This is a genomic window from Rouxiella sp. Mn2063 (assembly GCF_049319665.1).
GTDB lineage: Bacteria > Pseudomonadota > Gammaproteobacteria > Enterobacterales > Enterobacteriaceae > JBMOUD01.
On sequence record NZ_JBMOUD010000001.1, the window covers coordinates 564,914 to 582,073 of the forward strand.

The window sequence follows — 17,160 nt, forward strand, 5'->3', positions numbered from 1 at the left end:
CACACAATCACGACACATGACTCAATCACTGCTCATATATATTAAAAAACCTGGCGGCGTCCGGGTTTTTAATCACCTCGCACAACATAATTCAATAGATAAAGACTACACGGAGATACGTAGTATTTGTGTTACTAAATGTGACTGTTTTTAGACTTATGCAGCTGAAAATTTAGCGAATAAAAAGCTGAAAAAACGCAAATATTACCCTGCCAATTCTGATATCACTGGTAACATTCTCAATCGAGCTGATTTCAAGGATTCTGCAAACAACATCACTTTTGCCCCCGTATTCTAACGATTGCACTGGCCCAACATCGTGATAATGATATAGATAACATTATTAACGTAGGTTTGCCCCGTGAGCGATTTCTATACAGCCGAAGGCACGATAGACAAAAATTCTTTGTGGCATCGCTACGTTCCTCTCGTGCGCCACGAAGCATTACGATTACAAGTGCGCCTCCCCGCCAGTGTAGAGCTGGATGATTTGTTACAAGCTGGTGGCATCGGGTTATTGAATGCGGTTGAGCGTTATGATGCTATGCAGGGGACGGCATTTACTACCTACGCTGTTCAGCGTATTCGTGGTGCAATGCTTGATGAATTAAGAAGTCGTGATTGGGTTCCCAGAAGCGTGCGTCGTAATGCCCGTGAAGTTTCTCAGGCCATGAATTTGGCTGAGCAGAAATTAGGGCGCCCACCCACTGAAGGAGAAGTTGCACAAGCGTTATCAATATCTATTGAAGAATATCGTCAGATTTTAATGGATACTAACAGCAGCCAGTTGTTCTCTTATGACGAATGGCGCGAAGAGCACGGTGACAGTACCGAAGCATTAATGGAAGGGCACGAAGAGGCCAACCCATTACATCATCTTCTGGAAGGTAATTTACGCCAATTGGTCATGGATGCCATAGAGGCGTTGCCGGAAAGAGAAAAGATGGTACTGACGCTTTACTACCAGGAAGAGTTGAATTTAAAAGAGATCGGTGCCGTATTGGAGGTTGGGGAATCTCGTGTTAGCCAACTTCACAGTCAAGCTATCAAGCGTTTACGCGCGCGATTAGCCAACGGACACTAATCCGCTTTTTCCTGGTCGGTTAACCTTTTTATCCCTTTACCAGGAATTAAGTTATGCCAGCGGGAAGTAAAACTCGGCCTTTAAGCCGTTATCTTAAAGACTATAAACATTGCCAGACTCATTGTTCACAGTGCGCTAAAGAGCTCGATCGCATGGCTCTGGTGTTCCGTGGTCAAGTTATTAATAAAGAAGCCATCGCCAAGATGGACCAGCCTATTGATGATAATGTCTGGCAAAGTCTCACTAATGAGCTCAGCGCACTATGCCGTTTCTGCAGTGAGATCTCTTTCAATAGCCATTCCTCATATTTTGATATCATCGCTTTCAAACAATACCTGTTTGATCAGACTGAAATGAACCACAGCACAGTAAGAGAATATGTGGTGCGTTTGCGTCGGCTAGATGAAATTCTAGTGGCGAATAACTATCCCTTAGAACGTATCAAAGGCGATAGCATTCATCAGCGTATTATCAATGATATGCCGGTTGCTGCTAATGATAACTATCGCATTGCTTTACGTAAGTATGATCAATACCTTGCGTGGCAGAAACAATCTGCACCAGAGAGTCAGTATTCCTCTGTTTGCTGAAGATTATTTCTCTATTGCGTGACGAACAGGCCTCTTTTGAGGCCTGTTTTATTTTGTCGGTAACACGGCCAACATATGTTAATTGACTGTTATACCCGTCATACTCGACGTTGCCTCTGCGTTGGCTTCGGTCACTTACCCGAATCACTTACTCTAGTAAGCTCATCGGGATGCGTTCCCTTGCCGCCTTGATGCAATGCCAATTATTTTGGTGTTATATCCGTCATACTTGACGTTGCAGGGTTGTTGGCTCCAGTGACCTGATTACCCTGTGAGCCTTGTTCTATTGGTAGTAAAAAGTCACCGCTAAATGACGTGTCGACATTATCTATAGCTTACGCGCGCCCAGCGCGTTTTTGGAGAAACCTGTGCCTGTCATCTCTTTGCTCAAACAGCGGTTAGAGAATTTTGCCCGGATCAATTTAGTTGGAGAGGCAACGCCGCTAGAAAAACTGAACCGCCTTTCTGATTATCTCGGCCGTGATATCTACATAAAACGTGACGATGTCACGCCTTTGGCTCTGGGCGGTAACAAATTAAGAAAATTAGAGTTTTTGGCCGCCGCTGCGCTGGAACAAGGGGCCGATACATTAGTGACTGCCGGTGCAATACAGTCTAACCATGTTCGACAAACGGCCGCTGTTGCAGCCAAACTAGGGCTAAGATGCCTGGCTCTGCTGGAAAATCCTATTGGCACCGCAGAACACAATTACCAAACGAACGGCAACAGGCTGTTACTTGACTTGTTCAACGTTGAGGTTGTGATGTGCGACAGCTTGTATGATCCTGCAGCTCAGTTGGCTGAACAAGCGACATTACTCGAAGCACAGGGATTCCGTCCTTATATTGTGCCGGTTGGTGGCTCTAATGCGTTAGGAGCATTAGGTTATGTACAGTGCGCGCTGGAAATCGCTGAGCAAAGCACCGCTGAATTGCTAGAATTCGATGCCGTTATTGTTGCATCAGGCAGCGCAGGTACTCACGCGGGTTTAGCCGTTGCTCTGCAACAATTAATGCCTGATACACCACTTATTGGCATGACGGTGTCACGAAGTGCGGAGCAGCAATATCCTAAAGTCGCTGTATTGGCGCAACAGGTTATTGATGCATTGGAGCTCGAAACTACATTGCCAGAAATTTCACTGTGGGATGACTATTACGGCCCACGTTATGGCGAACCTAGCTCTGAAGGCACCGCAGCGATTAAATTGCTGGCCGAGCAAGAGGCTATGCTGTTGGATCCGGTTTATACCGGTAAAGCGATGGCCGGATTACTCGATGGATTAACGCGTGATTTGATCCCTGGTGAGGGGCCTATTTTGTTTATCCATACGGGTGGTGCACCGGCGTTATTTGCTTATCATCCTCAGGTTTGATTCGTTCATGCATTAGACGCCATGCGTCGCCTCGCAAAATATGGCGGCGCATTTTGCGCGTTCCTTTATTCTGTATTATTTTTCCTTATATCTTTTAACGATAGCGATAGTGAATTTTGTTCCTACGCAACGTTCTTCTCAGTGGTAATGTGCCATCTACATGATTCAGCATCGGTTAATTGGCTAAAATCTATATTTGCTAAACCCTATAATTTTAGTGATAAGCCTTATCAAGAAATGGCTGAACCTACTAATAAAAATGAGATGAGGTGATTATGACTTTTTCAATCTTGCGTCGTCGTATACTGCTAGGCGCAATGGCAGTAACACTCTCCGCTGGAATGGTTGGCAACAGTTTTGCGGCAAGCGAGAATTTACTTAGCCAAATTAAGCAGAGCGGCACATTAAAAGTGGGGTTGGAAGGTACCTATCCACCGTTTAGTTTCCAAGGTGATGATGGCAAACTGACCGGCTTTGAAGTGGAATTTGCAGACTCTTTGGCCCAACATTTAGGTGTTAAAGCGAAGCTGACCCCAACTAAATGGGATGGCATGCTAGCGGCACTGGATTCTAAACGTATCGATGTGGTGATCAATCAGGTGACTATTTCTCCTGAGCGCGAGAAGAAATATGATTTCTCAACGCCTTACACCGTATCTGGTATTCAAGTGCTGACCAAAAAGGGTAATGAAGCCAAATTTGCTACTCCTGATGATCTTAAAGGTAAAAAAGTCGGTGTGGGCCTTGGCAGCAACTATGAACAGTGGTTGCGTGCTAATGAGCCGGGCGTAGATATTCGCACCTATGATGATGACCCGACTAAGTACCAAGACCTGCGCGTAGGCCGTATCGACGCTATCTTGGTTGACCGCTTGGCTGCGCTGGACTTGATTAAGAAAACCGGCGATACCTTGGCCGTTGCAGGCAAGCCGTTTGCCCGTCAGGAGTCTGGCGTAGCGTTGCGCAAGAATAACCCTGAACTGTTGGCTGCGATCAACAGTGCAATTGCCGATATGAAGAAAGATGGCTCTCTGGCGAAGATTTCCGATAAATGGTTCGGTACTGACGTCAGTAAATAATACCCGTTGTTTATAAAATGCAGGTCGGCTGTTGGCTTACCTGCATTTTTTAATTTGTTAGGTATACTGAGAGCCTTAAGTAACAATCAGACCCTAACTAAAGGTCCCATTCTCGATGCAAGAAAGTCTTCAACTGGTGCTAGATTCAGCGCCATTTTTATTGAAAGGTACGCTATTCACCCTTGAGCTGAGCTTCGGTGGCATGGTATTTGGCCTATTCTTAGGCTTTGTGCTGGCAATGATGCGCCTCTCACATTTTTGGCCGCTGTCATGGTTGGCGCGTTTTTACGTGTCGATATTTCGCGGTACCCCGCTGATTGCCCAGTTGTTTATGATCTATTACGGCTTGCCACAGTTTGGTATTGAACTTGATCCTATTCCGTCGGCAATGATTGGCTTGTCACTCAATACCGCTGCATATACCTCAGAAACCTTACGCGCCGCCATTTCATCAATTGAAAAGGGGCAGTGGGAAGCCGCGGCCAGTATTGGTATGAGTTCCTGGCAGACATTGCGTCGTGTCATTTTGCCACAGGCTGCCCGCACCGCGTTGCCATCGCTGGGTAACAGCTTTATCGGCTTGGTTAAAGATACCTCTTTAGCCGCGACCATCCAGGTACCAGAATTATTCCGCCAGGCGCAGTTGGTCACATCCCGCACGCTGGAGGTTTTCACCATGTATCTGGCGGCATCCGTGGTTTATTGGGTATTAGCAACCTTGTTATCATTCCTGCAAAACCGGTTGGAAGCGCGGGTTAACCGTCAGGATCAGGAGCCGACATGAGTACTATCGATGTAAAAAAACTCATTAAAAAATTCCACGGTCAGACGGTGCTACACGGCATTGATTTGCAAGTCAGTAAAGGTGAAGTCGTTGCCATCATTGGGCCGAGTGGTTCAGGGAAAACGACCTTATTGCGCAGTATCAATCTGCTGGAAACGCCAGATGGCGGCACCATCCAAGTTGGGAATATACAAATTGACGGCAGTAAGCCGCTCAACAAGCAGAAAGAAAATGTACGTAAGCTTCGCCAGCAGGTGGGGTTTGTGTTTCAGAACTTCAATTTATTTCCCCATCGCTCAGTACTGGAGAATATCACCGAAGGGCCGGTGATCGTCAAAGGTGAAGACCGTGTGGCGGCGGAAGCCAACGCGAAAAAGCTCTTAGCCAAAGTTGGACTGGCGGGTAAAGAAAATGCATACCCACGCCGACTTTCAGGCGGACAGCAGCAGCGAGTGGCGATTGCCCGAGCGCTGGCGATGAATCCTGAAGTGATTTTATTTGATGAGCCAACCTCCGCGCTGGACCCAGAACTGGTGGGTGAGGTGCTCAATACTATGCGCACGCTGGCGCAAGAAAATCGCACCATGGTGATTGTGACCCATGAGATGAGCTTTGCTCGCGATGTTGCCGACCGGGTTATCTTTATGGATAAAGGCAATATTGTTGAGCAGGGTCCTGCCAAAGCATTGTTCGCTAATCCGCAACATGCGCGAACCCGTCAGTTTTTAGATAAATTTCTAAAACAAGATGGTGCTGAATATCACATCTAGCCTTCCGGCTGGTGATGCGAAATAAAAAAGGGACAGAAGCAATTCTGTCCCTTTTTACATCACGATATCAGGCTGATTTAGCCAATGGTCATTAGGTTAGCATTGCCACCTGCGGCCGCGGTATTTACGCTCAGCGAGCGCTCCACCAACAAGCGTTCTAACAGCAAATTATCTTCGCCGCGTGCAAATCCCTGAATTGACACAATAGGGCCGCTACGTTGGGCGATGGTTTCGCCTAACTGACGTAATTGATCGGCATCGCCATGATAGATAACCGCGTCAAATGCAATCGTTGAGGATTGCCAATCCTTGGTGAAATCAATCCGTGCCTGAACGTCTTTTGGCAAGGTGTTGAAGATCTCTCGTTGCAATTGCGCTTCAGGCCAAAGAACACGACAACCGGTGGCAGTCGCTGCAGCAAGTTGAATTAATGCATCTTGCTGATTATCTGCCAGCGCCAGAACGTGTTCACGCGGTAACAACGCATAGGTATTACGTTCACCCGTTGGGCCAGGCAGAGTACGCAAAGTGCCACCTTGGCTAAATTTGGCATAGTTCGCACATAGCGCAGCCAATTCATGATGCTGATTGCTCTCTGCCCATTGTTGCAGTTGGCTGTGCGGTGCTAATAAGGCCTCACGCACAGAAGCATCTAATGGCACGATCGCATCTTGCAACGCTAATGCTTTACTAATGGCTTGCTCTGGGCGGTTAGCTAACAGGCGATAAAGATACAACGGCCCACCGGCTTTTGGTCCGGTACCGGATAAACCTTCACCACCAAAAGGTTGCACTCCAACGACCGCGCCGACCATATTACGGTTAACATAAAGGTTGCCAACCTGTGCTTTGGCAGTGACGCGATTGATGGTTTCATCAATACGGGTGTGAATGCCCAATGTCAGGCCATAACCTGCTGCATTAATCTGCGCCACTAACGCTTCCAGATCCTGACGCGCATAGCGTACGACGTGTAATACCGGTCCAAAGATCTCTTTTTTCATTTCGTCAAAGCTTTCAAGCTCGATCAAGGTTGGCTTGACGAAGGTGCCGCGTGTCCACTCTTTCTGGTCGCTATTGATGCTCTGAGCAGCCTGATAGACTTTTCGGCCTTTATTACGCAGGGCTTCAATATGTTGCTCGATACCGGCTTTAGCCTCGGCGTCGATGACCGGACCAATATCGGTTGAGAGACGCTCTGGATTGCCCATGCGACATTCCGCCATCGCCCCGCGCAGCATTTGCAGCGTATGCTCGGCCACATCCTCTTGAATACACAATACACGTAGCGCTGAACAGCGCTGACCGGCGCTATCAAATGCTGAGGCGACAACATCAGTCACCACTTGCTCGGTCAACGCTGATGAGTCGACAATCATGGCATTTAAGCCACCTGTTTCGGCAATCAGCGGCGTGGTGCGACCCTGCGGATCCAGACGACCGGCAATATTGCGTTGTAAAATACCGGCAACGTCGGTTGAGCCGGTAAATAGCACGCCGCGGGTACGCGGATCATTGACTAACTGCGCGCCGACGGTTTCACCACGTCCAGGTAACAGTTGCAGTACGCCAGCAGGAACGCCTGCTTCGAGCAGAATACGCACTGCTTTGGCGGCGACGAGCGGCGTTTGTTCCGCCGGTTTAGCTAACACACTATTACCTGCAGCCAGTGCGGCGGCAACCTGACCAGTAAAGATGGCCAACGGGAAATTCCACGGACTGATACAGACTACCGAACCTAGTGGACGATGGCTGTCGTTAGAGAAGTTATCGCGGACTTGGCCTGCGTAATAATGCAAGAAATCGACCGCTTCGCGAACTTCAGCAATAGCATTATTAAAGGTCTTGCCGGCTTCACGTACTAGAATACCCAACAGATTTTGCAGCTCACTTTCCATTAATTCGGCGGCGCGTTGTAAAATCGCAGCGCGTTCTTCTGGGGGAGTCGCAAACCAAATTGGCCCAGCAGCAGCGGCGGCATCAAGCGCGCGGTTGACCTCGAGTTCGGTCGCTTCCCGTACCTGGCCAACAATATCTTCCGGCTCTGCCGGGTTTACCACCGGCAAATACTCGCCGCCATCGCTTGGTGCATCGATGATCGGTTCGGCAATCCATTGTGATGCGGCACTGGTGAGCAAGGCGCTGGACAGCGATGCCAGCCGATGTTCATTGGACATATCCAGACCGGCAGAGTTAACACGTTTTGTTCCATAAAGATTACGTGGCAACACAATACGCGGATGCGGCAGGCCAACCTGACCTTCAACGGCGGCCAGTGACTCGACGGCGCTGACCGGATCGGCGACCAGTTCATCGAGTGGCAGTGAGCTGTCGGCGATACGGTTCACAAAGGAAGTATTGGCACCATTCTCCAACAAACGACGGACTAAATAGGCCAGCAGGGTTTCATGGGTACCCACCGGGGCATAAATCCTGCAAGGACGATTAAGGCGACCATCAGCGACTTTGCCGACCACTTGCTCATACAGCGGTTCACCCATGCCGTGCAGGCATTGGAATTCATACTGACCCGGATAATAGTTATTCCCTGCCAGATGATAAATTGCGGCCATGGTATGCGCATTGTGGGTAGCAAACTGCGGATAAATCAGATTCGGTACGGCTAACAGCTTACGCGCGCAGGCCAGATAAGAAACGTCGGTATATACTTTGCGAGTGTAGACCGGGTAATCTTCCAAACCATCGACTTGTGCACGTTTGATTTCGCTATCCCAGTACGCCCCTTTCACTAAGCGCACCATCAAACGGCGGCGGCTACGTTGCGCCAAACCACTAAGGTAGTCGATCACCATTGGACAGCGTTTTTGATAAGCCTGAATAACGAAGCCGATGCCATTCCAACCTTCTAGCTGTGGCTCAAAGCATAAACGTTCAAGAAGATCTAACGAGATCTCCAGACGATCGGCTTCTTCGGCATCAATATTAATACCAATATCGTATTGGCGCGCCTGCAATGTCAGCAATAACAGACGTGGATACAGCTCGTTCATCACACGTTCATATTGAGCACGGCTATAACGAGGGTGAAGGGCAGAGAGCTTGATGGAAATACCCGGGCCTTCATAAATACCGCGTCCGTTTGATGCTTTGCCAATCGCGTGGATGGCCTGCTGATAAGACAGTAGATAAGTTTGCGCGTCTTTTTCAGTCAGCGCCGCCTCACCGAGCATATCGTAGGAATAGCGGAAGCCCTTACTCTCGTGTTTACGGGCATTAGCTAGCGCTTCGGCAATAGTTTCACCCGTCACGAATTGCTCGCCCATCAAACGCATCGCCATATCCACGCCTTTGCGGATAAGCGGCTCTCCGCTCTTACCGATAATACGATTCAACGAATGGGAGAGATTAGTTTCATTATGGGTTGAGACTAAACGCCCGGTAAATAGCAGCCCCCAGGTTGCTGCGTTGACAAACATTGATGGGCTGCGGCCAAGGTGAGATTGCCAATTGCCGGTACTGATTTTGTCTCGGATCAATGCATCACGTGTCGGTTTATCGGGGATGCGTAGCAACGCTTCGGCCAGACACATTAAAGCCACGCCTTCTTGAGACGAGAGTGAGAACTCTTGCAGCAGGCTTTGAACCATTCCTGCACGCCCGGCAGCGCTTTTTTGATTACGTAGCTTATTAGCCAAATCATAAGCCAGCTTATGCGTTGCTTGATTTAGCGGAGCCGGCAAACGAGCCTGCTCAAGTAACATTGAGACCGCTTCTGATTCTGGGCGGCGGTATGCGGCAGTAATCGCGGCTCGACTTACCGATTGTGGCAAAATTTGTTCGGCAAAATCCAGGAACGGTTGGTGTGGCTCGCTGGCCAATGTGTGGGCAGCGTCATCGTCATCAGGCGATTGATGGGATTTTAATGCTGGAATAGCCAGCAGTGCCTCGCCGTTTTCTACTTGTTCAAGATAAGAAAAAATGGCTTGTTTAATCAACCAATGTGGCGTGCGATCCATGCTTTGTGCTGCTGTTTTAATTCTTTCTCGGGTCGCTTCATCGAGCTTTACACCCATAGTTGTTGTGCCCATACCTAAAACTCCATTAGTCATCTACTTAGGGTAATCGCGACACTATCTGCGAAGTTGCAACTTTGTGCAACCTGATTAAAAAAGCGAACAACACCAATTGTGATAATGGTTGCACTTTTAACATTTTAATAACGACAGGTTGATTAATAATCGCTATTTATGATCCAGTGAAGGTACAACTTTTGATGTTGTAGGATGCAACTTAGTCTCGCAGGACAGTGAGAAGTAAGGATAAGTGACTGTATTCACTTTGATAAAGCGCTTGGTGATACGGACTCTCTCTATTAGTATCGCTTCCCTCGTTGTTTATCGCAGTGCTCAAATGACGGCTTTGTGTTGTATCAATGTGAAGGGCGTATGACGCGATAAAAATACCGGGCGACGTTAATCTAACTTTTGGACAGGGGGATGATTGACGCTGTAAATAACAAAAATGAAATAAATGGAGAACTTGCATGACGATAAGCACACCGCTGATGGTGACTTTTTGTGTCTATATTTTTGGTATGATCCTCATTGGCTTAATTGCCTACCTGCGTACCAAAAATTTCGACGATTACATTCTGGGTGGGCGCAGTTTAGGCCCAATGGTAACCGCGCTTTCCGCTGGCGCATCGGATATGAGCGGTTGGTTGTTGATGGGATTACCGGGTGCCATTTTTATCTCGGGGATTTCAGAAAGCTGGATAGCCATCGGATTAACGATTGGTGCCTATCTTAACTGGAAGTTAGTCGCCGGACGCCTGAGAGTACATACCGAAGCCAACAACAATGCGCTCACATTGCCGGACTACTTTACTCACCGCTTTGAAGATAGCAGTAAAATTCTACGTATTATCTCCGCCGTTGTGATTCTGGTGTTTTTCACCATTTACTGTGCATCAGGCATTGTGGCAGGCGCACGTCTGTTTGAAAGTACCTTTGGTATGACCTACGCCACCGCGCTGTGGGCGGGTGCTGCAGCGACGATTATCTATACCTTTATCGGCGGCTTCTTGGCCGTCAGTTGGACCGATACGGTACAAGCATCCTTGATGGTATTTGCTCTGATTCTAACCCCGATCATCGTTATCCTCGCTGTCGGGGGTATCGATACCTCGATGTTGGTCATTCATGCTAAAAACCCTGAATATACCGATATGTTCAAGGGAATGAATGTGGTGGCGATATTGTCGCTGCTCGGCTGGGGATTAGGCTATTTTGGTCAGCCGCATATTCTGGCTCGCTTTATGGCAGCAGATTCACATCGCACTATTCGCAGTGCCCGCCGTCTGAGTATGACGTGGATGATTTTCTGTCTGGTTGGCACCATTGCGGTAGGTTTCTTCGGGATTGCATACTTTAGCAATAACCCAGACCAAGCAGGGACGGTAAGCCAAAACGGTGAACGCGTATTTATTGAGCTAGCAAAAATTCTCTTTAATCCGTGGATTGCCGGTATTTTACTCTCCGCTATCTTGGCAGCAGTAATGAGTACCTTAAGCTGTCAGCTATTGGTTTGCTCCAGCGCGATTACTGAAGATCTCTACAAAGCCTTCTTGCGTAAAAATGCCGGACAACGTGAATTGGTATGGATTGGTCGTGCGATGGTGTTACTGGTGGCGTTGATAGCGATTGCCTTAGCGGCAAATCCAGAAAACCGCGTGCTGGGACTGGTGAGCTACGCGTGGGCAGGATTTGGTGCAGCTTTCGGCCCGGTTATCCTGATTTCAGTGATGTGGTCGCGGATGACGCGCAACGGCGCACTGGCTGGTATTGTGGTTGGGGCAGTCACCGTGCTGGTCTGGAAGCATTTTGCTTGGTTCGATCTCTACGAAATTATTCCGGGCTTCCTGTTTGCCTGTATTGCAATTTGGGCCGTTAGCCTAATGGATAAACAGCCTTCTGCTGCTATAGGACAGCGCTTTGCCAAGGCGGAAGCAGAATATAAGACCGTTTGATGTGCCAAAATTAATATTCTGATAAAGGGCCGAATGTGGCCCTTTTTTTGTATCTGAATTTATGTGTCTATGTTCTTTCTGACAAGTTAACTACGCTATTAATAACCTGACATAATTTTTCTGCTTTCGACATCAACTTTCCCACCAAAAAATCCATTCAAGGGCTTGTGTTTCTTTGCGTATCGGAATGATAATTATTCTTGTTTTTCTTTACTTACTTTTACACTCTTGGTCTCACTTACCAAGATACTTTTCTTAGGGTCGGGGAGTTCTCGCCATGTTTGTCCCGTTTCTCATTATGTTCCGCGAAGGGCTGGAAGCCGCGCTTATCGTCAGCCTGATCGCTAGTTATCTGAAGAGAACGCAGCGGGGACATTGGCTTGGCGTTGTATGGCTTGGGGTGCTTCTGGCTGCTGGTTTGTGCCTGGCGTTAGGGCTGTCCATCAATGCCACTACCGGTGAATTCCCGCAAAAACAGCAAGAGCTATTCGAAGGCATCGTGGCAGTTATTGCCGTGTGCATTTTAACCTACATGGTTTTCTGGATGCGTAAAGTATCAAAATCCATCAAGGTGCATTTGGAAGGGGCTATCGACAGCGCCTTGAATTCTGGGCGCGGCCAAGGTTGGGCCTTGGTGGCGATGGTATTTTTTGCCGTGGCGCGTGAAGGGCTTGAATCGGTATTCTTTCTGCTGGCAGCTTTCCAACAAGATGTGGGTATTGCCGCACCTATCGGCGCGATATTGGGATTAGCCGCAGCTATTGTTCTGGGGTTTCTCATCTACTACGGTGGCGTCAAATTACATCTTGCTAAATTCTTCAAATGGACCAGCCTGTTTATTCTCTTTGTCGCTGCGGGTCTTGCCGCCGGAGCTATCCGCGCTTTTCACGAAGCAGGGCTGTGGAACTCAATGCAGGACATCGCTTTTGATTTAAGCAACGTGCTATCGACGCATTCATTATTCGGCACCTTGTTAGAAGGGATGTTCGGTTATCAAGAAACACCAACCATTAGTGAGGTTGCTGTTTACTTCCTCTATTTAATTCCTGCGCTGGTGCTGTTCTTTATGCCAAGCGGCAAGCCGCCGGTAGCCACAAGCACGCCTGTATCGGGAAAAATACCGCGTTAATTACCATCCTAATTTGCTCTACTCACTGATTCTCTGGGAGATACTCATGTTTGATGCTCGCTCTATTAAGCGCCGTAAGACGCAATTGGCCCTGCTTTGTGCCTTATCCGTGCTGGCTTTTAGCGCTAATCTATTTGCCGCTGATATCCCACAGGTAAAGATCACCGTTAACGATAAACAGTGTGATCCGATGCAACTCACGTTACCTGCGGGTAAAACTCAGTTCATCATTCATAATGCTAGCCAGAAAGGCCTGGAGTGGGAAATTCTGAAAGGTGTGATGGTGGTAGAAGAGCGTGAAAATATCGCGCCTGGTTTTACCCAGAAAATGACCGCCACTTTGGAACCTGGCGAATACGATATGACTTGTGGTTTGCTCAGTAACCCTAAAGGTAAGTTGACCGTTACTGCAGCCGGTACGGCAACCTCGGCTAAACCAGATGCACTGGCGCTGGTAGGTCCGATTGCTGAGTACAAGGTGTATGTTATCGGGCAGGTTAATGAGCTGGTATCACATACTAAAGCCTTTACCGATGCGGTTAAAAAGGGCGATCTGAAACAGGCGCAAGCACTTTATCCTTCCACTCGCGTTTACTATGAGCGTATTGAGCCCATTGCTGAGTTATTCTCGGATCTGGACAGCAGCATCGACGCCCGTGAAGATGATTTTGAGAAAAAAGCTGAAGATCCTAAATTCACCGGTTTCCACCGTTTAGAGAAAATCCTCTTTGCGGATAAAACTACCGAAGGAACGGCCGACTTCGCTAACAAGCTGCTGGCGGATACTCAGGAATTACAAAAACGTATTGGCGAATTGACTTTCCCACCAAATAAAGTCGTTGGCGGAGCTGCTGATCTGATTGAAGAAGTCGCGGCCACCAAAATTAGTGGCGAAGAAGATCGTTATAGCCGTACAGACCTGTGGGATTTCCGTGCCAACGTTGATGGTGCACAAAAAATTGTTAACCTGCTACGTCCATTGTTAGAAAAAGCAGATAAACCACTGCTCGATAAGATTGACGCTAATTTTAAAATGGTCGATAGCCTGTTAGATAAGTACCGCACCAAAGACGGCTATGAACATTATGAGAAATTATCTGATGCCGATCGTATCGCGATGAAAGGCCCGATTACTGCGCTGGCGGAAGATTTAGCCAAGCTGCGTGGTGCATTGGGTTTAGATTAGGCTGCTGATTTCTCGCCTGAGTGCGAGAGCAGAGTGAGGCATGAGCAATGGATAGTAAAGAGAGCCCGCACGACGGGCCACAATTACACAACGAACTACAATCATGTGAGGCTCCACAAGAGCCTCAAGAAATTTCTTCTTCACGCCGTCGGCTACTTAAAGGCGCCGGTTTGGTCGGCGGAGCCTTGGCATTTGGCGGCGCAACCCAAGCCCTCGCCGAGCAACCTGCAGGTGTAACCCCTGCGGTAGCTAAAGATGAGCGCTGGAGCAGCCAGCCTTTCCACGGTGAGCATCAAGCCGGGATACTGACGCCGCAACAAGCGGCGATGATGCTGGTTTCTTTTGATGTCTTAGCAACCGACAAAGCCGGGTTAGAGCGCTTATTGCGCCTGCTCACCGAGCGTTTTCGTTTCTTAACCACCGGCGGTAAAGCGCCTGGTATTGATGATAAATATCCGCCGATGGATTCTGGGATCATGGGGCCGGAAATCTACCCGGATAACCTGACGTTGACGCTGTCTGTTGGTGACTCATTATTCGATCAACGCTTTGGGCTGCAAGCGCATAAGCCGCGGCATTTACAGCCGATGATGCGTTTTCCTAACGACTCATTGGATGCCAGCTTGTGCCACGGTGATATGTTGCTACAAATTTGTGCTAACAACACCGATACCGTGTTGCATGCGCTACGTGACATTATCAAATACACACCTGATTCGTTGAGTATCCGCTGGCGTCGCGATGGTTTTATCTCTTCACACGCTGCTCGTAGTCAGGGGAAAGAAACGCCAATTAATCTGTTAGGCTTTAAAGACGGCACCGCTAATCCCGACACCAAAGATAAGCCGTTAATGGACAAAGTTATCTGGGTCACGCCAGAGCAGGGCGAACCAGCATGGACTGTGGGCGGTAGCTATCAGGCGGCAAGGATTATCCCTTTCCACGTTGAGTTTTGGGATCGTACGCCACTGCAAGAGCAGCAAACAATTTTTGGCCGCCATAAAGCCAGCGGTGCGCCGTTGGGCATGGAAAAAGAACACGATGTGCCGGATTACAGCAAAGATCCTGAAGGGAAAGTTATCCCGTTAGATGCGCATATTCGCTTAGCGAACCCACGTACCAAAGAAACAGACGACAACTTGATGCTTCGCCGTGGCTACAGTTATTCGCTCGGCGTGACCCGTTCCGGGCAAATGGAAATGGGATTACTGTTTGTCTGTTACCAGCACGACTTAGAAAAAGGTTTCCTCAGCGTGCAAAAGCGTCTCAATGGCGAACCGTTAGAAGAATACATTCGACCAAACGGCGGTGGCTTCTTCTTTGTTCTGCCAGGTGTAAGAGATGAAAATCATTATCTGGGGCAAGGGCTAATAGAGAGTTGATATACCCGTCATACTTGACCTTGCTTCTTGGGTAAAGGCTATATAAAAAGTCGTCGGTCAGGGGGGACGGCGACTGAAAGCACGATATTAGGGAGAGTGCGCCGTATGGGTCGTAGTGGGCTTGCCCACCGGAGTGCCCATAGGCGTACTATGCCTGGATATCTCCGTCTCCAAGACAACATCTTTATTAATGCATCCTATCTACGAGTATTTTCCATTTACCTAACAAAATACTCCTTGAGACTAATCACCTCTTTTTGTGAGCAGATGTTAGTAAGCAATGCTATTCAATAAGAGTTCTTACAGTTGCCACATTTCACTCAGATAACATAAACAATTCAGAAACATAAAGAGACTAAATGTCTCAACTATTTTGCCATTTTGTCTGGTTTCTGAAAAAGTCTTAAGTAAAAATTCATGCTCGAGATGTTGTTTATAAAGTTGGTGCGTCATCGACATCAACTGATGCTAAAAAATGCACAGGTAACCATTCTATGACTGTTAATCATGCCCGCAGAAAATGGCTGCTCTTGGGGATTGGCGCGACGCTGACCTCACCGAAGATTTTTGCTGCGCAAAAAATACCGGCAGTAGAGCTAACCTCAAACTCGCAGCAGGTCAATGTGTCGTTGCCGATTAGCGGTGAACATAGTCGAGTGTTTACGATGGAAAATCCGCCTCGGGTTATCATCGATATTCCGATGCAATCTTTCCCGCCATCGTTAACGCACTCTTTGGTGGTGATTCGCCAAAAATTTCCGTGGATAACCCAGGCTAAAATTGCACACTTTACCCCACAGACGGCGCGTATTGTGCTGCAAGTGACGGCTAAAGCGCAGATTAAACAACAAAAGGCGGCGGGGCGTTTAACGGCCTCAATTACGGTACCGGGTGCTGCAATGGCCGCTGCTGTCCCGGCCGTGGTAACCCGCGAAACTGAACATGTGCAACCGCCCAAGAAGAACTTATTGGTGATGATTGACCCTGGTCACGGCGGTAAAGATCCTGGAGCGATTGGGAATAAAGGCACCTATGAAAAGCATGTCGTGCTCTCCATCGCGCAACATTTGCAACACCAACTTAAAACTCGTCACGGTATCCACGCGGTGCTCACTCGACAAGATGATGTATTTATTCCTCTTTATCATCGGGTGAGCCTGGCGCATCAACATGAAGCCGACCTATTCTTATCTATTCATGCCGACGGCTTTACTAACGATCAAGTTTCCGGGGCATCGGTATTCGCCTTGTCAGAACACGGTGCAGGCAGTGCAATGGCACGTTATTTGTCCCAAAGCGAAAATAGCGTCGATGCCATTTATGATAACGATGTACACACCCAAGATGCTTATCTGAAGCAGACATTATTTGACCTCGATCAGACCGAGACGATTAATCGCAGTTTGCATTTTGGGCATCATCTGGCATCGAATATCATCCGTGTTCATCATATGCACAACAAACATACCGAGCAGGCTGGATTTGCCGTACTGAAATCGCCACGAATTCCCTCTGTTTTGGTCGAAACTTCATTTATTACGAATCACCAGGAAGAGCAGCTGTTAGGCAAACCAGAATTTCAGCTGAAAATGGCCAATGCGCTGGCCGATGGCATCAATACCTACTTAAATGAAGAACGTAAGGAAAAACTACTGGGGTGATCCCCGCTGCTTGAAGACGCTGTATCACGACTACAACGATGTTTTATCATTAAAACAATAGACTAATTATGGTGCTGGTAGCACCTTTACTACCAGCGGAGAAAGACTGTGGCTCAATCTTTACAATCAT

Annotated in this window: 12 protein-coding genes; 11 read left to right on the forward strand and 1 reads right to left on the reverse strand. The window is 48.1% G+C overall.

Annotation, left to right across the window (positions count from 1 at the left end):
- The first annotated feature begins 361 nt into the window (after positions 1-361).
- The 6 genes from ACL9RG_RS02445 (at position 362) to tcyN (ending at position 5,683) form a co-directional block, all read left to right on the forward strand.
- On the forward strand, positions 362-1,084 hold the full coding sequence (locus ACL9RG_RS02445; RefSeq protein ID WP_422790965.1) for an RNA polymerase sigma factor FliA: 723 nt from the start codon (positions 362-364) through the stop codon (positions 1,082-1,084).
- A gap of 53 nt (positions 1,085-1,137) precedes the next feature.
- On the forward strand, positions 1,138-1,674 hold the full coding sequence (gene fliZ, locus ACL9RG_RS02450) for a flagella biosynthesis regulatory protein FliZ (RefSeq protein ID WP_422790966.1): 537 nt from the start codon (positions 1,138-1,140) through the stop codon (positions 1,672-1,674).
- A gap of 383 nt (positions 1,675-2,057) precedes the next feature.
- Entirely contained in the window at positions 2,058-3,050 is a 993-nt protein-coding gene (locus tag ACL9RG_RS02455) for a D-cysteine desulfhydrase (protein ID WP_422791175.1), read from the forward strand.
- A 275-nt stretch (positions 3,051-3,325) separates the two neighbouring features.
- The gene (tcyJ, locus tag ACL9RG_RS02460) at positions 3,326-4,129 is read left to right on the forward strand and encodes a cystine ABC transporter substrate-binding protein (RefSeq protein ID WP_422790967.1); all 804 of its coding nucleotides are present in this window, start codon (positions 3,326-3,328) and stop codon (positions 4,127-4,129) included.
- Between the two features lie 115 nt (positions 4,130-4,244).
- Positions 4,245-4,913 carry a cystine ABC transporter permease gene (tcyL, locus tag ACL9RG_RS02465; RefSeq protein WP_422790968.1) on the forward strand — a complete coding sequence of 223 codons (669 nt, stop codon included), beginning with the start codon at positions 4,245-4,247 and terminating at the stop codon, positions 4,911-4,913.
- Complete coding sequence (gene tcyN, locus ACL9RG_RS02470; RefSeq protein WP_422790969.1) at positions 4,910-5,683, forward strand: L-cystine ABC transporter ATP-binding protein TcyN; 774 nt, start codon at positions 4,910-4,912, stop codon at positions 5,681-5,683. The genes tcyL and tcyN overlap by 4 nt, the downstream gene beginning before the upstream one ends.
- 77 nt (positions 5,684-5,760) lie before the next feature.
- Here the strand turns inward: tcyN and putA are convergent, their stop codons facing one another.
- Positions 5,761-9,753, reverse strand: coding sequence for a trifunctional transcriptional regulator/proline dehydrogenase/L-glutamate gamma-semialdehyde dehydrogenase (putA, locus tag ACL9RG_RS02475; RefSeq protein WP_422790970.1), 3,993 nt, complete (start codon positions 9,751-9,753; stop codon positions 5,761-5,763).
- Between the two features lie 434 nt (positions 9,754-10,187).
- On the opposite strand from putA, the gene putP reads away from it, so the two are divergent.
- The 5 genes from putP to ACL9RG_RS02500 all read left to right on the forward strand — a co-directional run bounded on the left by putP (position 10,188) and on the right by ACL9RG_RS02500 (position 17,030).
- Entirely contained in the window at positions 10,188-11,672 is a 1,485-nt protein-coding gene (gene putP / locus ACL9RG_RS02480; protein WP_422790971.1) for a sodium/proline symporter PutP, read from the forward strand.
- Between the two features lie 277 nt (positions 11,673-11,949).
- Positions 11,950-12,801: an iron uptake transporter permease EfeU gene (gene efeU, locus ACL9RG_RS02485; protein ID WP_422790972.1), complete on the forward strand. Its 852-nt coding sequence runs from the start codon at positions 11,950-11,952 to the stop codon at positions 12,799-12,801.
- 46 nt (positions 12,802-12,847) lie between these two features.
- Positions 12,848-13,987: an iron uptake system protein EfeO gene (gene efeO, locus ACL9RG_RS02490; RefSeq protein WP_422790973.1), complete on the forward strand. Its 1,140-nt coding sequence runs from the start codon at positions 12,848-12,850 to the stop codon at positions 13,985-13,987.
- Positions 13,988-14,034: 47 nt separating this feature from the next.
- Positions 14,035-15,369, forward strand: coding sequence for an iron uptake transporter deferrochelatase/peroxidase subunit (gene efeB, locus ACL9RG_RS02495; protein WP_422790974.1), 1,335 nt, complete (start codon positions 14,035-14,037; stop codon positions 15,367-15,369).
- A gap of 494 nt (positions 15,370-15,863) precedes the next feature.
- Positions 15,864-17,030 (forward strand): N-acetylmuramoyl-L-alanine amidase, encoded by a 1,167-nt coding sequence (locus tag ACL9RG_RS02500; protein ID WP_422790975.1) that lies wholly within the window; start codon positions 15,864-15,866, stop codon positions 17,028-17,030.
- The last annotated feature ends 130 nt before the right edge of the window (positions 17,031-17,160 follow it).